This is a genomic window from Thermopolyspora sp. NPDC052614 (genome assembly GCF_040678635.1).
In the GTDB taxonomy this organism is placed as follows: domain Bacteria; phylum Actinomycetota; class Actinomycetes; order Streptosporangiales; family Streptosporangiaceae; genus Thermopolyspora.
In genome coordinates, this window is sequence record NZ_JBFATZ010000011.1 from 38,719 (window position 1) to 53,748 (window position 15,030).

General features: G+C 72.8%; 10 protein-coding genes. 4 read left to right on the top strand and 6 right to left on the bottom strand.

Going from position 1 to position 15,030, the window contains the following annotated elements; translation table 11 throughout:
* Positions 1–3: 3 nt before the first annotated feature.
* Positions 4–3,174 (bottom strand): isoleucine--tRNA ligase, encoded by a 3,171-nt coding sequence (gene ileS, locus AB0K60_RS23230; RefSeq protein ID WP_364058572.1) that lies wholly within the window; start codon positions 3,172–3,174, stop codon positions 4–6.
* A 418-nt stretch (positions 3,175–3,592) separates the two neighbouring features.
* Between ileS and AB0K60_RS23235 the strand changes: the two genes are divergently transcribed.
* The 4 genes from AB0K60_RS23235 to AB0K60_RS23250 all read left to right on the top strand — a co-directional run bounded on the left by AB0K60_RS23235 (position 3,593) and on the right by AB0K60_RS23250 (position 6,025).
* Positions 3,593–3,862 carry a DUF167 domain-containing protein gene (locus AB0K60_RS23235; RefSeq protein ID WP_364058575.1) on the top strand — a complete coding sequence of 90 codons (270 nt, stop codon included), beginning with the start codon at positions 3,593–3,595 and terminating at the stop codon, positions 3,860–3,862.
* Positions 3,863–3,990: 128 nt separating this feature from the next.
* Positions 3,991–4,398 carry a TraR/DksA C4-type zinc finger protein gene (locus AB0K60_RS23240; protein WP_364059125.1) on the top strand — a complete coding sequence of 136 codons (408 nt, stop codon included), beginning with the start codon at positions 3,991–3,993 and terminating at the stop codon, positions 4,396–4,398.
* Positions 4,362–5,093: a signal peptidase II gene (lspA, locus tag AB0K60_RS23245; protein ID WP_364058578.1), complete on the top strand. Its 732-nt coding sequence runs from the start codon at positions 4,362–4,364 to the stop codon at positions 5,091–5,093. Before AB0K60_RS23240 ends, lspA begins: the two co-directional genes overlap by 37 nt.
* Before the next feature lie 2 nt (positions 5,094–5,095).
* Entirely contained in the window at positions 5,096–6,025 is a 930-nt protein-coding gene (locus tag AB0K60_RS23250) for an RluA family pseudouridine synthase (RefSeq protein WP_364059128.1), read from the top strand.
* Positions 6,026–6,110: 85 nt separating this feature from the next.
* Here the strand turns inward: AB0K60_RS23250 and AB0K60_RS23255 are convergent, their stop codons facing one another.
* The 5 genes from AB0K60_RS23255 to AB0K60_RS23275 all read right to left on the bottom strand — a co-directional run bounded on the left by AB0K60_RS23255 (position 6,111) and on the right by AB0K60_RS23275 (position 14,845).
* The gene (locus AB0K60_RS23255; protein ID WP_364058581.1) at positions 6,111–6,425 is read right to left on the bottom strand and encodes an AzlD domain-containing protein; all 315 of its coding nucleotides are present in this window, start codon (positions 6,423–6,425) and stop codon (positions 6,111–6,113) included.
* Positions 6,422–7,339 (bottom strand): AzlC family ABC transporter permease, encoded by a 918-nt coding sequence (locus tag AB0K60_RS23260; RefSeq protein ID WP_364058584.1) that lies wholly within the window; start codon positions 7,337–7,339, stop codon positions 6,422–6,424. The genes AB0K60_RS23255 and AB0K60_RS23260 overlap by 4 nt, the downstream gene beginning before the upstream one ends.
* 221 nt (positions 7,340–7,560) lie before the next feature.
* Positions 7,561–8,445 (bottom strand): AraC family transcriptional regulator, encoded by an 885-nt coding sequence (locus tag AB0K60_RS23265; protein WP_364058588.1) that lies wholly within the window; start codon positions 8,443–8,445, stop codon positions 7,561–7,563.
* Between the two features lie 152 nt (positions 8,446–8,597).
* The gene (locus AB0K60_RS23270) at positions 8,598–10,586 is read right to left on the bottom strand and encodes a protein kinase (protein ID WP_364058591.1); all 1,989 of its coding nucleotides are present in this window, start codon (positions 10,584–10,586) and stop codon (positions 8,598–8,600) included.
* A gap of 476 nt (positions 10,587–11,062) precedes the next feature.
* The gene (locus tag AB0K60_RS23275) at positions 11,063–14,845 is read right to left on the bottom strand and encodes a protein kinase (protein ID WP_364058594.1); all 3,783 of its coding nucleotides are present in this window, start codon (positions 14,843–14,845) and stop codon (positions 11,063–11,065) included.
* Positions 14,846–15,030: the final 185 nt, after the last annotated feature.

The window sequence follows — 15,030 nt, forward strand, 5'->3', positions numbered from 1 at the left end:
GGGTCAGGACTTGCGGAGCTGGAAGGCGAGCTGCAGGTCGTCGTCGGTGAACTCGCGCAGGCCCGGCTCGGTGCCCTCCGCGACGGCGTTGGCGAGAACCTCGGCGGCGACGGCGTCGCCCTGCTCGCGCAGGACCTGGGCGAGCTCGGCGTCGGCGGAGGTCCACCACAGCGCGATGCGGTCGGTGATGGCGAGGCCGCTCGACTTGCGGGCGTCCTGGATGAGGCGGATCACCTCGCGGACCAGGCCGGCGCGGCGCAGCTGCGGGGTCACCTCCAGGTCGAGGGCCACGGTCTCGCCGGTGCCGGTGTCGACCGCGCCGGTCTCCACCGCCCAGCCCGACTTGGGCTGCTCGGTGACGATCACCTCGTCGGGGCCGAGCTCCACCGCGCCGAGGTCCCCGGCCTCCACGGTGACGGTCCCGCCGCCGCGCAGGGTACGGGCGATGCCCGCCGGGTCGGCCGCGCCGATCGCCGCCGCCACCTGCTTGGTCTGCGAGCCGAACCGCTTGCCGAGGGCGCGGAAGTTCGGCTTCACGGTGAAGGTCACCAGGTCGGCCGAGAACGCGGACAGGTCCTCAAGCGCCTGCACGTTCAGCTCCTCGGCGATCAGCTCGCGCAGCTCCGCCGACAGCTCCGACCAGCCGGGCGCGCCGATCAGGGCCCTGCCCAGCGGCTGCCGGGTGCGCACACCGCTGGAGGCGCGGGCGGAGCGGCCGAGCTCGACCAGCCGCCGCACCAGCGCCATGCGCTCGGTCAGCTCGCGGTCGAGCAGGTCGCCTTTCACCTCGGGCCAGGAGGCCAGGTGGACCGACGAGGGCGCGTCGGGCGTGCGCAGCACGTCCCACACGTAGTCGGTGGTGAACGGCACGATCGGCGCCATCAGCCGCGTGACGGTCTCCAGGCACTCGTACAGCGTCGCGAACGCGGCCTTCTCGCCGTTCCAGAACCGCCGCCGGGAGCGCCGCACGTACCAGTTGGACAGGTCGTCGAGGAACTCGCTGAGCCGCCGACCGGCCCGCGCGGTGTCGAAGTCGTCCAGCGCCTCGCCGACCTCGCCCACGGTCCGCTGCAGCTCGGCCAGCGCCCACCGGTCGATGAGCGGCCGGTCCGCGTACGCCGGGGCGTTGCCGTTGGGGTCGGCCGTGGGCGACCAGGACTCGGCCCCGGCGTACAGGGTGAAGAACGAGACGGTGTTCCAATAGGTCAGCAGGACCTTGCGGACGATCTCCTCAAGCGCGGCGCGGCCGACCCGCCGGGACGCCCACGGCGAGCCGGAGCAGGCCATGAACCAGCGCAGCGCGTCGGCGCCGTGCTGCTCCATCAGCGGCATCGGCTGCAGCACGTTGCCGAGGTGCTTGCTCATCTTGCGGCCGTCCTCGGCCAGGATGTGGCCCAGGCACAGCACGTTCTCGTACGACGAGCGCCCGAACACCAGCGTGCCGACCGCCATCAGCGAGTAGAACCAGCCGCGGGTCTGGTCGATCGCCTCGCAGATGTACTGCGCCGGGTAGGAGCTCTCGAAGACCTCCTTGTTCCGGTACGGCGCGCCCCACTGGGCGAACGGCATCGCCCCCGAGTCGTACCAGGCGTCGATCACGTCCGGCACCCGCCGCGCCTCCGCGCCGCAGGTCGGGCACGGGAAGGTGACGTCGTCCACGTACGGCCGGTGCGGGTCGAGCGAGGACAGGTCGCGCCCGGCGTGCCGCCCCAGCTCCTCCAGCGAGCCGACGCAGGTGACGTGCGACTCGTCGGCGGTGCACAGCCACAGCGGCAGCGGCGTGCCCCAGTAGCGCGACCGCGACAGCGCCCAGTCCACGTTGTTGCGCAGCCACTCGCCGAACCGGCCCCACTTGATCGTCTCGGGGTACCAGGTGGTCTTCTCGTTCTCGGCGAGGAGCTGCTCCTTCAGCGCCGTGGTGCGGATGTACCAGGCGGGCAGCGCGTAGTACAGCAGCGGCGTGTGGCAGCGCCAGCAGTGCGGGTAGCTGTGGTCGAAGTGCTCGCCGCGGAACAGCAGGCCGCGGGAGCGCAGGTCCTCGGTGAGCCGCTCGTCGGCGTCCTTGAAGAACTCGCCGCCGACGAACGGCACGTCGGCAAGGAAGCGGCCGTCGGCGCCGATCGGGTTGACCACGGGCAGGCCGTACCGCTTGCAGATGGTCATGTCGTCGGCGCCGAACGCCGGGGCCTGGTGGACCAGGCCGGTGCCGTCCTCGATCGTGACGTAGTCGGCGAGCACCACGTAGTGCGCGCCCGGGATGTCCACCAGCTCGAACGGCCGGGTGTAGGTCGTGTGCTCCAGGTCGGCGCCCTTGAAGGCGGCGACGACCTCGGCGTCCTCGCCGAGCACCCGGGCGAGCAGCGGCTCGGCGACCACCAGGACCTCCTCGGACCCGGCCTGGCGGGCGGCCACGTAGGTCACGTCCGGGTGCACGGCCACGGCCGTGTTCGACACCAGCGTCCACGGCGTGGTGGTCCAGATCAGCAGCGCCGCGTTCAGGTCGGCGAGCGGGCCGGAGGTGGCGGGCATGCGCACGTACACCGACGGGCTGGTGATCGTCTCGTAGCCGCCCGGCTGGCCGAGCTCGTGGTCGGACAGGCCGGTGCCGCAGCGCGGGCAGTACGGGGTGATGCGGTAGTCGCGGAACAGCAGGTCCTTGTCCCAGATCGCCTTGAGCGACCACCAGACGGCCTCGACGTAGTCGGGGTCCATGGTCCGGTACGCCTGGGACAGGTCGACCCAGTAGCCCATCCGCTCGGTGAGCTCCTCGAACGCGTCCACGTGCCGCAGCACCGACTCGCGGCAGCGGGCGTTGAACTCGGCGATGCCGTACGCCTCGATCTGCGGCTTGCCGGACAGGCCGAGCTCCTTCTCCACGGCCACCTCGACGGGCAGGCCGTGGCAGTCCCACCCGGCCTTGCGCGGCACGTGGTAGCCGCGCATGGAGCGGTAGCGGGGGAAGACGTCCTTGAAGACGCGGGCCTCCACGTGGTGCACGCCGGGCATGCCGTTGGCGGTCGGCGGGCCCTCGTAGAAGGTCCACTGCGGGCCGGAGGCGTTCTGCTCCAGCGAGCGTTCGAACACCTTCCCGTCACGCCACCGGGCGAGCACCTCGCGTTCGATCGCGGGCAGGTCGACCTGCGCGGGAAGGGGCGTGAAACGGTGTGCGTTCATCGTGGGTGGGACCTCCACACCGGCATCGTCGATACGTCCTGGCGCGGAGGGACGAGGCGAACAACCCCGCGGTACCACCCTCCTTGACCCTCCGGCGACGCGGAAGGCCCTCTCATTGATCGCCGCTGCCGGTTCTACTCGGCCACGCCATCACACGCCATGTCACGCCATGTCATACTGCGGCGTGCGGTCGCGGGGCCTTTCTTCCGGCGGCTCCGGGGTGATCTTCCCTCCGGCTTCCGCGCCGGGCTCGCACCGTCCCCGGCTCGCTCCTGCGGAAGGGGGCGGAGGTACTCGTCCCCATCAACGCCTTGCAGACTAAAAGATAACGCACGCGCACCGGTGCGGCGTGCGAATAATCGGCCGGTGGTACGGGGCCGGTGGCGACGGGCCGAAGTGACGGGAGAGAGGGTTCGCCGTGCGGTTGGCGATCAGGGTGCGGCCGGGTGCCTCGCGCGAGGGCGTCGGAGGCGCGTACGGCGAGGCGGCCGTCGTGGTCAAGGTGCACGCGCGGGCGGTCGACGGCAAGGCCACCGAGGCGGCGCTGCGCGCCGTGGCCGAGGCGTTCGGGGTGCGCCGCGCCGACGTGCGCCTGGTCTCCGGGCAGACGAGCCGCGACAAGGTGGTGGAGATCTCCGGCGACGAGAAGGAGCTGGCCAAACGGGCCGAAGCGCTCCGCGAGGGGTGACCTTCCGGAGATCCGGGTAGACCATCGGCTTGCAACCAGGAAGGGCGGCGGCGGGTCGTTTGCCGATTTGTTATCCGCGGCCTATGCTTCCCGAACTGCTCATGTGGTTCATCGGCAAGGAGGCCACGATGGCCGGCACTACGCGGACGGGGAAGGACGACACCACGATCGACGGCGACGCCTGGACCCAGGAGGAGCTGGCCGAGGTGCGGGCGACCCTGCTCCAGGAGATCGAGGAGCTCAAGGCCGACATCGCACGGGCCGAATCCCAGATGGCGTCCGGGGAGAACAGCGAGAGCGACGGCGACGACGAGGCGGACGCCGGCGCGAAGACCTACGAACGTGAGCGCGAAATCGCCCTTACCCTGAATGCGCGCGACCTGCTCGCGCAGAACGAGCGGGCGATCGCCCGAGTGGACGCGGGAACCTACGGAGTGTGCGAATCGTGCCAGAGGCCGATCGGCAAGGAACGGCTGCGGGCGTTTCCCCGGGCGACGCTGTGCGTGACCTGCAAGCAGCGGGAGGAACGCCGCTGACCTCGGGCGACGCCTCCACGCCCGAGCCGGACTCCGGCGGCGCGTCGCGGCCCCGGCGGGCGGCGGCGCTCACCCTGGTCGCCGCCGGCGTGTACGCCATCGACCTGGCGAGCAAGACGATCGTGGTGGCCATGCTGGAGAATCGGCCTCCGGTGCGCCTCATCGGTGACCTGCTGCAGCTGCGGGTGATCCGCAACCCCGGCGCCGCGTTCAGCATCGGCACCGGCATGACGTTCGTGTTCACGCTGATCGCCGTCGTGGTTGCCGCCGTGATCGTCCGCTACGCGCCGAGGCTGCGCAGCCTGCCATGGGCGATCACGCTCGGCCTGCTGCTCGGCGGCGCGCTCGGCAACCTCACCGACCGCCTGTTCCGCGCCCCCGCGCCCTTCGAGGGGCACGTCGTGGACTTCATCGCGGTCGGGAGCTTCCCGGTGTTCAACGCGGCGGACTCGGCCATCGTCTGCGGCGGCGTGCTGGCCGTCGCGCTGGCCTGGCTCGGCTACCGGATCGACGGCGGACGCGAGCGGACCACGGCGACCGCCGCCCCCGGATCCGGCAGGATGCTTCCGGAGGCGTACGGCTCCGCAGGGCGCGGCCGGGAGCAGGGCGACGATCTGAGCGACGGAGAGGGCCGGAAGGTGACGACCGGACGAGAAGAGACGGCCGGTGAGACGGCGGGAAGGCGGGAACGGTGAGCATGACCGAGCAGCGCAGCCTGCCCGTGCCGGACGGCCTGGAGGGGGAGCGGCTGGACGCGGCCCTGTCGCGGCTGTTCGGGCTGAGCCGTACCCGGGCGGCCGAACTCATCGCCGCAGGGGACGTGCTGCTCGACGGCGTCGCCCCGGCGAAGTCGGAGCGGGTGCGGGCCGGCGCCTGGCTGGAGGTGCGCATCCCGCCGCCGCCGACCACGCCGATGCCGGTCGCCGAGCCGGTGCCCGGCATGAGCATCCTGTACGAGGACGACGACATCGTCGTGGTCGACAAGCCGATCGGCGTGGCCGCCCACCCCACCGTGGGCTGGACCGGCCCCACGGTCATCGGCGGCCTGCTGGGCGCCGGGCACCGGGTGGCCACCAGCGGCGCGGCCGAACGCCAGGGCATCGTGCACCGCCTCGACGCCAACACGACCGGCGCCATGGTGGTGGCCAAGAGCGAGACGGCGTACTCCCGGCTGAAGCGGGCCTTCAAGGAGCGCACGGTCGACAAGCGCTACCACGCGCTCGTGCAGGGGCACCCCGATCCGCTGCGCGGCACGGTGGACGCCCCGATCGACCGGCACCCGGCGGGCAACGGCAAGTTCGCCGTGGTCGCGGGCGGCAAGCCGTCCATCACGCACTACACCACGATCGAGGCGTTCCGGGCGGCGTCATTGCTCGACATCGGGCTGGAGACCGGCCGCACCCACCAGATCCGCGTGCACATGTCGGCGCTGCGCCACCCCTGCGTCGGCGACATGCTCTACGGGGCCGACCCCACGCTCGCGGCCCGGCTGGGGCTGAAGCGTCAGTGGCTGCACGCGGTCTCCCTGTCGTTCGAGCACCCGACCACGGGGGAGTACGTCTCGTTCACCAGCGATTACCCCGAGGATCTCGCGCGTGCCCTGGAGATCCTGGCCGCCGAGTCCTGACCCCGGCACCGTCGTCGGCGGGCTCACCGACAGATCTTCGACAGATCATCGCCGCCGTATCGTCGGGCGTACCCGAGATCCTCGTTCACATTCCCATGAACCGCGCCAGCGCGGTCACCGCCGCGGTGACGGCGAGCACGATCAGGAACGGCGCGCGCAGCAGCAGCGCCACCACTGCCGCCGCCAGGCCGAGCGTGCGCGCCGCGTCGAACCGCAGCTCCTGCCCGGCCGCGAACATCTGCACGGCGATCAGCGCCGACAGCAGCGCCACCGGCGCCAGCTCCGCGAATCGCCGGATCGCCGGCCGCTCAAGCACCTTGCGCGGCACCGCCAGCCCGGCCAGCTTGAGCAGGTAGCAGCCCATGCAGGTGGCGATCACCGCCCACCAGGTCGCGCTCATCGCCCCGCCCTCCGCCGGGCTCCGAGGGACGGGACGAGGATCGCCGGGAGGGCGGCGACCGAGGCCAGCAGGACGGGGATCCCCGGCGGGAGCAGCGGCGTGGCGACCAGCGCGATCGCCGCGCCGCCGATCGCGACCGCGCGCACGCCGTTCGCGCCGACGGCCGACAGCCGGGGCCACAGCAGGGCGAGGAAGCAGGCCGGGCCGACCGCGTCCAGCCCCAGCACCGCCGGGTCGGCCACCTGCGAGGTGCCGACGGCACCGGCGAGCGTGCTCAGGTTCCACGCGATGTACAGGCTGACGAACGTGGCGTAGAACCCGGCGCGGGCGCGTCTGTTCACCGCCTCGTCCGCGAGTCCGTCCCCGAGCCGGGACCGATCCTCGACGGCGGGTTCGTCCTCACGCTCGACCTGCTCAAGCCCGGCCTGTTCATGCCCGGACCGGCTTTCCGTCCCGGGGCGGTGGGCGCGATCGGCGCCGTCTCCGGGACCGGCGTCGCCGCGCGGGCTCGCGTCGCGGGTGTGATCGGCCCGCGTGTCCGTGAGCTGAGCGGTCGCCACCGCCGTGGTCTCGTCGATCACCGCGTGTGCTGCGGCGAACCGTTTCAGCCCGCGTACGCCGAGGGGACCGGCCAGGCGAAGGCCGTACAGGCCGTTGCGCGCGCCGAGCAGGAGAGCCCCGGCCGTTCCCGCCACCAGGTCTCCGCCCCCGCCCACCACGCCCGCCAGCGCGAACTGCGAGGCCCCCGTGAACGCGAACAGGCTCAGCACGCACGCCTGCGCGACGTCCAGCCCCGCCGTGATCGCCGCCGCGCCGAAGGCGACGCCGGAGCATCCCACGGCGACCCCGACCCCGATCCCGGCCCTCCGGGCGGAGGAAATTCCCAGGTCAGGCCGTGTTGATGTCACTTTCATGTGAGGTGAGGTTATGTGACGGCAATGACCTGGTCTTGTACGTTCCTGCGGCACGTACCGCAGGCGGTCGGGCGCGGTGAGGCGCCGCTCGTGGCCGCCGGGCGTTCCGTGCGTCCGATAACCGCCGGGGGCGCGTTTGAGGACCGTGGAGACGAAAGCCCGCAAGCGCGCCTGTACGTGTCGGCTTGGCCGCAGGCCGTGCCCGGGAGCCGCGTGCGGATTCACCCCGATTCGCGGCGAGAGGAGGGCTGCCGTATGACGCCGAGACGGGCGCGCTGGTACGCCCCCGGGGTCACGCCGACGACACGCTTGAAGTGCCGGGTCAGGTGGGCCTGATCGGTGAAGCCTACGTCGGCCGCGACCTGGGCCGGGGGAACGCCCGCGTCCAGCAATTGCCGGGCGCGGCGCACCCGCACCGTGTTCAGGTAGGCGTGCGGAGGAAGCCCGGTGGCCTGCTTGAAGGCGCGCAGCAGGGGGAACGGCCGGGCCTGCACGGCGGCGGCGAGATCCTCCAGCGCGGGCGGATCGGCCAGCCGCTCGTGCAGGATCTCCCGGGCGAGCCGTACCGAGGACTGGCCCGCCGAGGGCACGCGGCGCGCGGGCGGCGGCGAGGCGTGACGGCGCAGCAGGTGCCCGAACGCGGTGCGCGTCAGCGTGGACGTCACCAGGCTGTCGGCCTGCTCGGCCGCCTGGTGGGCGGCGATCAGCAGGCGGACGGCGTGCGGATCGGGCACCACGGCGTCCGCGAAATACGGCGTGCCCGTCGGCATGGACAAATCGGCCGCGATCTCGGTCATGACGTCGACCGGGGGGTACAGGACGCGATAGGCCCAGCCGTCGGGGTCCCCGGCCTGCCCGGTGTGGTCCTGATCCGGATTGAGGATGATCACCTGGCCGGGGCCGGCCCGGTGCAGTTCGCCCCGGTAGTGGAACGCCTCGACGCCGAGGAAGACCACGGCCACCACGTAACCGTCATGAGCGTGCCTGGTGAATCGATGCGTGACATATCTGGCCCTGAGCAGGTCGATCCCCGGCAGGGCCCCGTGCCGCCAGTAGTGGGCGTCCTCCAGCGCGCCCCGCTCCCCGCTCGCCGACTCCTCATGCACCTCGGCCTCACCGATCCGTCCCCATTTTCGGACTGCTCGCTGCCGGACGCCGGGCACCCGGCAGCGAGGAGGCTTCGCGGCGCCTCTGATGGCACCGGGCGCCTCCGGACACCGCGGCTTCCTGGCCCCCCGCCGGAGCGTACGGGACGCCGTCAGGACGGGCGGAAGGTGTTCAGGAAGGCGCGTAGGAAGCGCGTGTCCCGATCCCAGTCGGAGTCCCGGGTCTGCCAGTAGACGGCGAACGGCTTGCCGTTCTCGGTGCGGAAGCCGCGGTTGAGCACGTGGGCGATGGTGCCCGAGGGAAGCCGCCAGGTGAACTCCCAGTCGGCCGCCTCCTGGCCGAGAAACCGCTGCTGTTCGATGCGCAGGCGGCGGTAGTCCGGGAACTTGCCCTCTTCTTGCACGCGCCGTTCCAGGTCCTCCCAGGCCGCGACCGGATCAAGGATCGGCTCCTCGGCCTCGGTCCAGTCGATCTGCAGGTATCCGGTCGAGCCGGGACCGTGGAACTTGACGCTGGTGGGCGATCGCAGGAACTCCGTCCAGCCGCGCGGCAGCGCGATGGTGAAGCCGCCCCGGTCCTTGTGCAGCCGCCAGCCCGGGGGCGCCGTCACCTTGTCCTCGGTGGGGTCCGCGGTCGGCGTGGGCGACGGCGAGGGACTCGGCGTGGGGGACTCGGGTGCGGGGGAAGGCGGTGGCGTGGAGTCGGTCGCGCCGGGAGTGGTGATGGCGGCCGAGGTGGTGGGTCCGGGTGTGCCGCCCCCGGCGCTGGTCAGGGCGTACCATACGGCCCCGCCGGCCACGATCAGCGACGGAACCGCGACGGTGAGGGCGATCAGCCCGCCTCTCGACCGCTTGGCGGGATGAAATCCCGGATGGCCCTCGGGATAGGTCGGCGTCGTCTGCCCGGACGGACCCGGCGGCGGGCTCCCCCAAGCCTGGCCCGGGTCGTGACCGGGCGATCGCGGCGGCTGCGACCACTGGTCGGGAAGGGTCCCCCGAACACCGGCGGCCCCATGTCCGCCCATGCCCGGCCCGGTGGGCATGTGGCTGAAATCGGCACTCGGCGGGACATGGCCCGCGCCGGCCGCGGCGTACCCGGGTGCCGGTCCTTGCGGGTGGGAAGGGCCGGAAGGGTGCGACGCCGCAGAGTCCGAACCGTATGCGCCCGAACCGTATGCGCCTGGATCGTACCCGCCCGGTCCGGGTCCACCGGAGCCGAAGGCGTCGGCGGTGGCTCGTCCGGCCCCGGAGTCGCCAGGGCCGAACCGTCCCGCGCCGGGTCCGGGCCCACCGTGCCCCTCCGACGGGGACGCCGCGGACGATCCCCCCGCGGCCACCCGCCGCAGGATCTCGTCGGCCTGGCGGGCGTCCATGCGCTCGGCGGGATCCTTGCGCAGCAGCCCTTCGATGACCGGGGTCAGCGGCCCCGCCCTGCGCGTCGGCCGCGGCTGCTCGTGCAGGATGGCGGCCATCGTCGGCACCGGCGCGCCCCGGTCGAAGGGCGGGTGCCCCTCGACCGCCGCGTACAGGGTGGCGCCCAGCGACCACAGGTCGGACTCGGGTACGGCGGGCAGCCCGTTGAGCCGCTCGGGCGGCATGAACGCCGGCGTGCCGGTGATCTGGCCCGACATCGTCAGGGCCGTCTCCTGCGTCATCGTGGCGATGCCGAAGTCGGTGAGCACGACCCGCCCGTCGTCGCCGATCAGCACGTTCTCGGGCTTGACGTCCCGGTGCAGGACCCCGGCCTGGTGCGCGGTGCGCAGCGCGTCGAGCACCTGCGCACCGATCGCCGCCACCCGCTCGGGCGGCAGCGGCCCCGAGGTCTTGAGCACGTCGCCGAGAGAGCGGGCGTGGACCAGCTGCATGACGATCCAGGGGCGGCCGTCCTCCTCGATGACGTCATGGACGACCACCACGTTCGGATGGGACAGCCGTCCCGCCGCCCGGGCCTCCCGGATCGTGCGCTGGTTGAACCTCTCCCTGTCCTCCTCCCGGATCGCCTGGTGCAAGACCTCCTTCACGGCGACCACGCGGTCGATCAGCTCGTCGTGAGCCTTCCAGACCACGCCCATGCCGCCCTGGCCGATGGGTTCGAGCAGGCGGTACCGATCGGCGATCCGGCGCTGTGGCTGCGAGTCCACTCAACCGTTCCTATGCAGTGGTCATGAATGAGTCCGTACGCTGGCACGCCCCAAACGGTCCTGAGCGCGCCGACCGGCGGCCCCGGGACCGCGGCACGCCGCCGGAGCGTGACCCGAACCCGGCGGGCGGGCCGCCCACGCGGCGCGGCGTACCGGGAACGGCCCCGGACGGGCGGGGCGTTTCCGAGCCATCCCTTCGGGGGAGCGGAACGGGCCGGCGCCCGTACGGGCGGTCGATGATGTCCGGCGAGAAGGGGCTGTCACACGCAGCGCTCACTCCCGTGCGCCTGCGGACGCACGATCGCCGAAGCGTGGTGAACCACGATCGCCCAAGCATGGTGAACAAGGTCCAACCCCTCCCATCTCCTCGTATCGTGCCATGCCTCGGACCACCATGCGGGACTCCCGGACAATCGAGAGACCCGGCGGTGCAGGGCGTCCGGAGGGCGCGTCGCGCCTCCGGGCGGCTCCCGGATTCACTTGGCGGGCCGGAAGGTCTCCGTGAACGTCTTGAAGTAGCGCAGGTTCTTCTTCCACCGCTTGTCGAGCGTGCTCCAGTAGATCGCGTAGCCGTGCTTCTTGTCGGTCACGAAGCCGCGGTTGATCACGTGGAGCCGCGCCCCTCCGGAGTTGTACGTCCACTCCCAGTCGGCGGCGGTCTTGAAATAGTCCACCGACTCGATCCGCACCCGCTTGTAGCCCGAGAACCGGTAGCGGCTGAACCTCTCCTGCTGCTCCCAGTCCTTCTTCGCGTTGGACTTGGGCGACGTCGTCTGGTCGATCAGCAGGAACGTGCTGCGCTCGTCCCCGCGGAAGAAGACCTGGGTCCCCCTGCGCTCGGACACCCGCCAGCCCTTGGGCAGCGCGAGAGAGAACCCGGTGGGGTCCTTGTACCGCCGCCAGCCCGCCGGAATCTCGCCCGACCCGGAGGCCGAGCTCTTGGACGCGCTCGGCTTGGGCTCGGGGGAGGAGGCCTCCGGTGACGGGTTCGCCGACGACGGCGGGGCGGAGGCGGTCGGATCGACGTTGACGGACTGCTCCTTGCCTCCGCCGGAGGAGCCGCCGCTCTGCGAGGCGCCGGGCTTTGATTCGGAGGGGGCGGAGGTCGCCGGGGCGCCGGTCTGGGTGCCGTCGCGCCGGGAGACGGAGTTCTGGGCGTCCCGCATGCCGAGCAGCGCGGCGACGACGGCCACGACGACGATGGTGGGCACCGCCACCAGGATGATCTTCGTGATCGGGTTGGCGATCAGGCCGGAGAGCCCGCCGCCCAGCGACACCGACCGCGTCGTCTGGTGCTGCCAGAAGTCGGACCCGGCGGTGACGCCGGACTCCGGCCCGGCGGAACGGCCGGTGTCCGTCTCCGACGCGAACCTGAGCTGGGACTGCGGCGAGGGCTTGGAGTACGGCGGCGGGAACGGCGAGATCCTGCCGACCCGCTTCGGCCGCTGGCCGCCCTGCTCCTGCGACCGCTTGGCGTCGGAGCCGCGCGCGGTCCCCTTCCCCTCCTGCGCCGTTCCGGACCCGGAGGAGGCGCGGGCGCGCTCGGCGTCGGCTTTCCGCGCGTCCGCGTCGGCTTCGTCGCCCGTCCGCTGGGCGGCGGCCTTGCCGGAGCCGGTGTCGTCCGTGCCCGTGGAAAGCAGCCCCTCCAGCCGCCGCGTGCCCCCGGGCTCGGCGGACGAGGGGCCGGAGCCCGCCTTGGCCGCGCCTTTCGCGTCCTCGGCACGAGCGCCGGATCCGCCGTCCTCGTCCCCGGATCGGCCCGAGTCCTCGGACGCGGACGAGGCGAAGGCGCCGAGGGCCCGCGTTCCGGAGGCGGCGACGACGGGCCGGGACGAGCCGAAGGCGCCCATGCCCTTCGCGCCGGAGGCACCGGTGGACTTCGACGTCCCCGAGGGCGGCTTGGCGGCGGATCCGCCCGGCTTGTCGTTCTTGGTGTCCTTCGCCGACGCGGAGGTCGCCTTCGACTTGCTCCCCGCCGCTTTGCCGGTTCCGCTTCCGTCGTCCTCGCGTGGCTCGGCTTCACCCGTACGCGGCGACCCTGCACCCTCCGCGGACGCGGGCTCATCCACCCCTCGTACGGACGCGCCGGGCTTTCCGGCCTTTCTCGCCGCCGAGGGCTCGCCAGAGGCGTCATCGGACCGCTCAGAGCCCTCCGCGCCGGCCTTGGAGGACGACGACCGCCCCGTGCCGAGCATGTCGAGCGCCCACGAGCTGATCTTCTGCGTCCGGGTGGTGTCCGCGGATTTGTCCGGATCGGCCGCCTTCGCGCCCGAAGACGTCCCGGTCGCCTCCGTGGACCCCTGCGACGTCGCCGCGGACGACTTGCCGCCCTTCCCTGCGGTGCCGCCGGAGCCGGTCGCGGCGGCCGGCTTCCCGGCCGGTTTCGCCGCCGACCGCCCTGCGGCGGGCTTGGCCACACGGGCCTTGGGCAGGGTCGGGTCCTCCGGTCCTATCGACTCCTCGGCGGGTGTCGCCGCCTTGGCCGCCTTCGACCCGCGTGCGCCCGAGGACTGGCCGGTCGTCTTCTTCGCCCCGGTCTTCGAGGCGCCGGAGCGGGAGGAGGCGGCCTTCGCGGCGCCGTCCGCCGGGCCGTCCGCCTCGGAGGCCTGATCGGGAGCCTCGGCCGCGGAACCCGAGGACTTCCCGGAGCCCGTCGCCGAACCGGCCTTCGGGCCATCGCCCGCCCGGCCCGCGCCGGACCCGGGCTTCCTGGCCGCCGAGGCGGCCGTGCCCGACTTCGCGGCGGACGAACCCCGCTCACCGGAGCCCGCGGTCTCGGGACGCGTGGCACCGGTGCGGGCCACCCGGGTTTGGTCGGGGTCTTCGGAGTCGTCGGCGCGGGACTGGGCGGCCTCGGACCGTGCTCCAGCGGCTTCGGCGGCTGTGGCGGCTCCGGCGGCACGGGAACCCGCCGTACCGGCCTTGCCACCGGTCTGGCCGCCACCGGCCGCGGGCTTTCGCGTGCCGGAGGACTTCCGGGCACCGGCGTCGCCGGGGGCGTCCGGCTGCTGCGCCGCCTCGGGGCTCCCGTCTCGGTCGCCGTCCGCACCCGACGCGCGTCCGCGTGCCTTCGGATCGCCGGAGGCCGGAGCGCCGGGCGGGAGGGTCTCCGGACGGGTGTCGCCGCCCCGGGCCGGGCCCGCCGCCTTCGTGGCCGGCTTCTTCGTCCCGGGCCGCGCCGGGGCGGGCGCCTCCGCCGCAAGCGACAACCCCGTCTGCGGTACGGCCCTGCCGGGCGGGCCGGCGTCCCCCTCGCCGACGCCGGGCGTAGCCGCGGGCCGCGACGGGGACGCGGACGGGCCCCCGGACGCGGGACCCGCCGCCGGCGGGCGGCGGCTCGGCGCGGCGCCCGGCAGGTCACCGGGCACGTCACCGGTCTGCGGATAGGGCGCGGAGGTACGCCGGGAGGCGGAGGGCGGCGGCTCCGGCGGCGACACGGGCTCGGGGAGCAGGGCCTGGCGCATCATGCGCTCGGCCTGTTCGTAGGTCGGCCGCTCGGCGGGGTCCTTGCGCAGCAGGCCCTCGATCACCGGCGCCATCCGCCCGGCGTGCACGGCGGGTTCGGGCTCGTCCATGAGCACCGCGTGCATCGTCGGCAGGGGGGCGCCCTTGTCGTGCGGCGGCTTGCCCTCCACCGCCGCGTACAGGGTCGCGCCGAGCGACCACAGGTCGGACTCGCGCTGGGCGGGCCCGCCCCGCAGCCGCTCGGGCGGCATGAACGCGGGGGTGCCGACCAGCCCCGTGCGGGTCATCGTGCTGTCGGTCTCCACCCGCGCGATGCCGAAGTCGGTGAGGACCACCCGGCCGTCGTCGGCCAGCAGCACGTTCTCGGGTTTGACGTCGCGGTGCAGCACCCCCATGGCGTGCGCGCTGCGCAGGGCCTTGAGCACCTCCAGGCCGATCTCCGCGACCCGCTCCGGCGGCAGCGGGCCGTCCTCGCGGATCACCTGGCCGAGCGATCGGGAGGGGACGAGCTGCATGACGATCCATGGGCGCTCGTCCTCTTCGATCACGTCGTGGACGACGACCACATTGGGGTGGGTCAGCCGCCCGGCGGCGCGGGCCTCGCGCATCGTCCGCCGGTTCAGGTCGAGGAGCTCGTCCCCGATCGCGCCGTTGTAACGGACCTCCTTGACCGCGACAGGCCGGTCGAGAAGCTCATCGTGGGCACGCCAGACGATGCCCATGCCGCCCCGGCCGATGGGCTCGATCAGGTGGTACCTCCCGGCCACCCGACGTCCCGGCTCCGCTGCGGTCATCACCCGCGTGTACCCCCTCCCAGAACCCGTGAATCTTCCCATAGCTTTGCAAAAAAATGACTATTGGAAGGTGCGAGGTTTGTCGCTGTCTGGATGTGAGACCGTGACCCCCGACCCTTATGTGGTGAAATGCGCAGGACTTGGTGTCCGTCATATGAGATTGATCATCCGGGGGTCGGGCAGGG

Coding starts and splice junctions, on each gene's coding strand:
- AB0K60_RS23250 (WP_364059128.1), top strand. CDS start 5,096: ATGACCGAGCAGCGCAGCCTGCCCGTGCCGGACGGCCTGGAGGGGGAG.
- AB0K60_RS23260 (WP_364058584.1), bottom strand. CDS start 7,339: ATGAAAGTGACATCAACACGGCCTGACCTGGGAATTTCCTCCGCCCGG.
- ileS (WP_364058572.1), bottom strand. CDS start 3,174: ATGAACGCACACCGTTTCACGCCCCTTCCCGCGCAGGTCGACCTGCCC.
- AB0K60_RS23255 (WP_364058581.1), bottom strand. CDS start 6,425: ATGAGCGCGACCTGGTGGGCGGTGATCGCCACCTGCATGGGCTGCTAC.
- AB0K60_RS23240 (WP_364059125.1), top strand. CDS start 3,991: ATGGCCGGCACTACGCGGACGGGGAAGGACGACACCACGATCGACGGC.
- AB0K60_RS23275 (WP_364058594.1), bottom strand. CDS start 14,845: ATGACCGCAGCGGAGCCGGGACGTCGGGTGGCCGGGAGGTACCACCTG.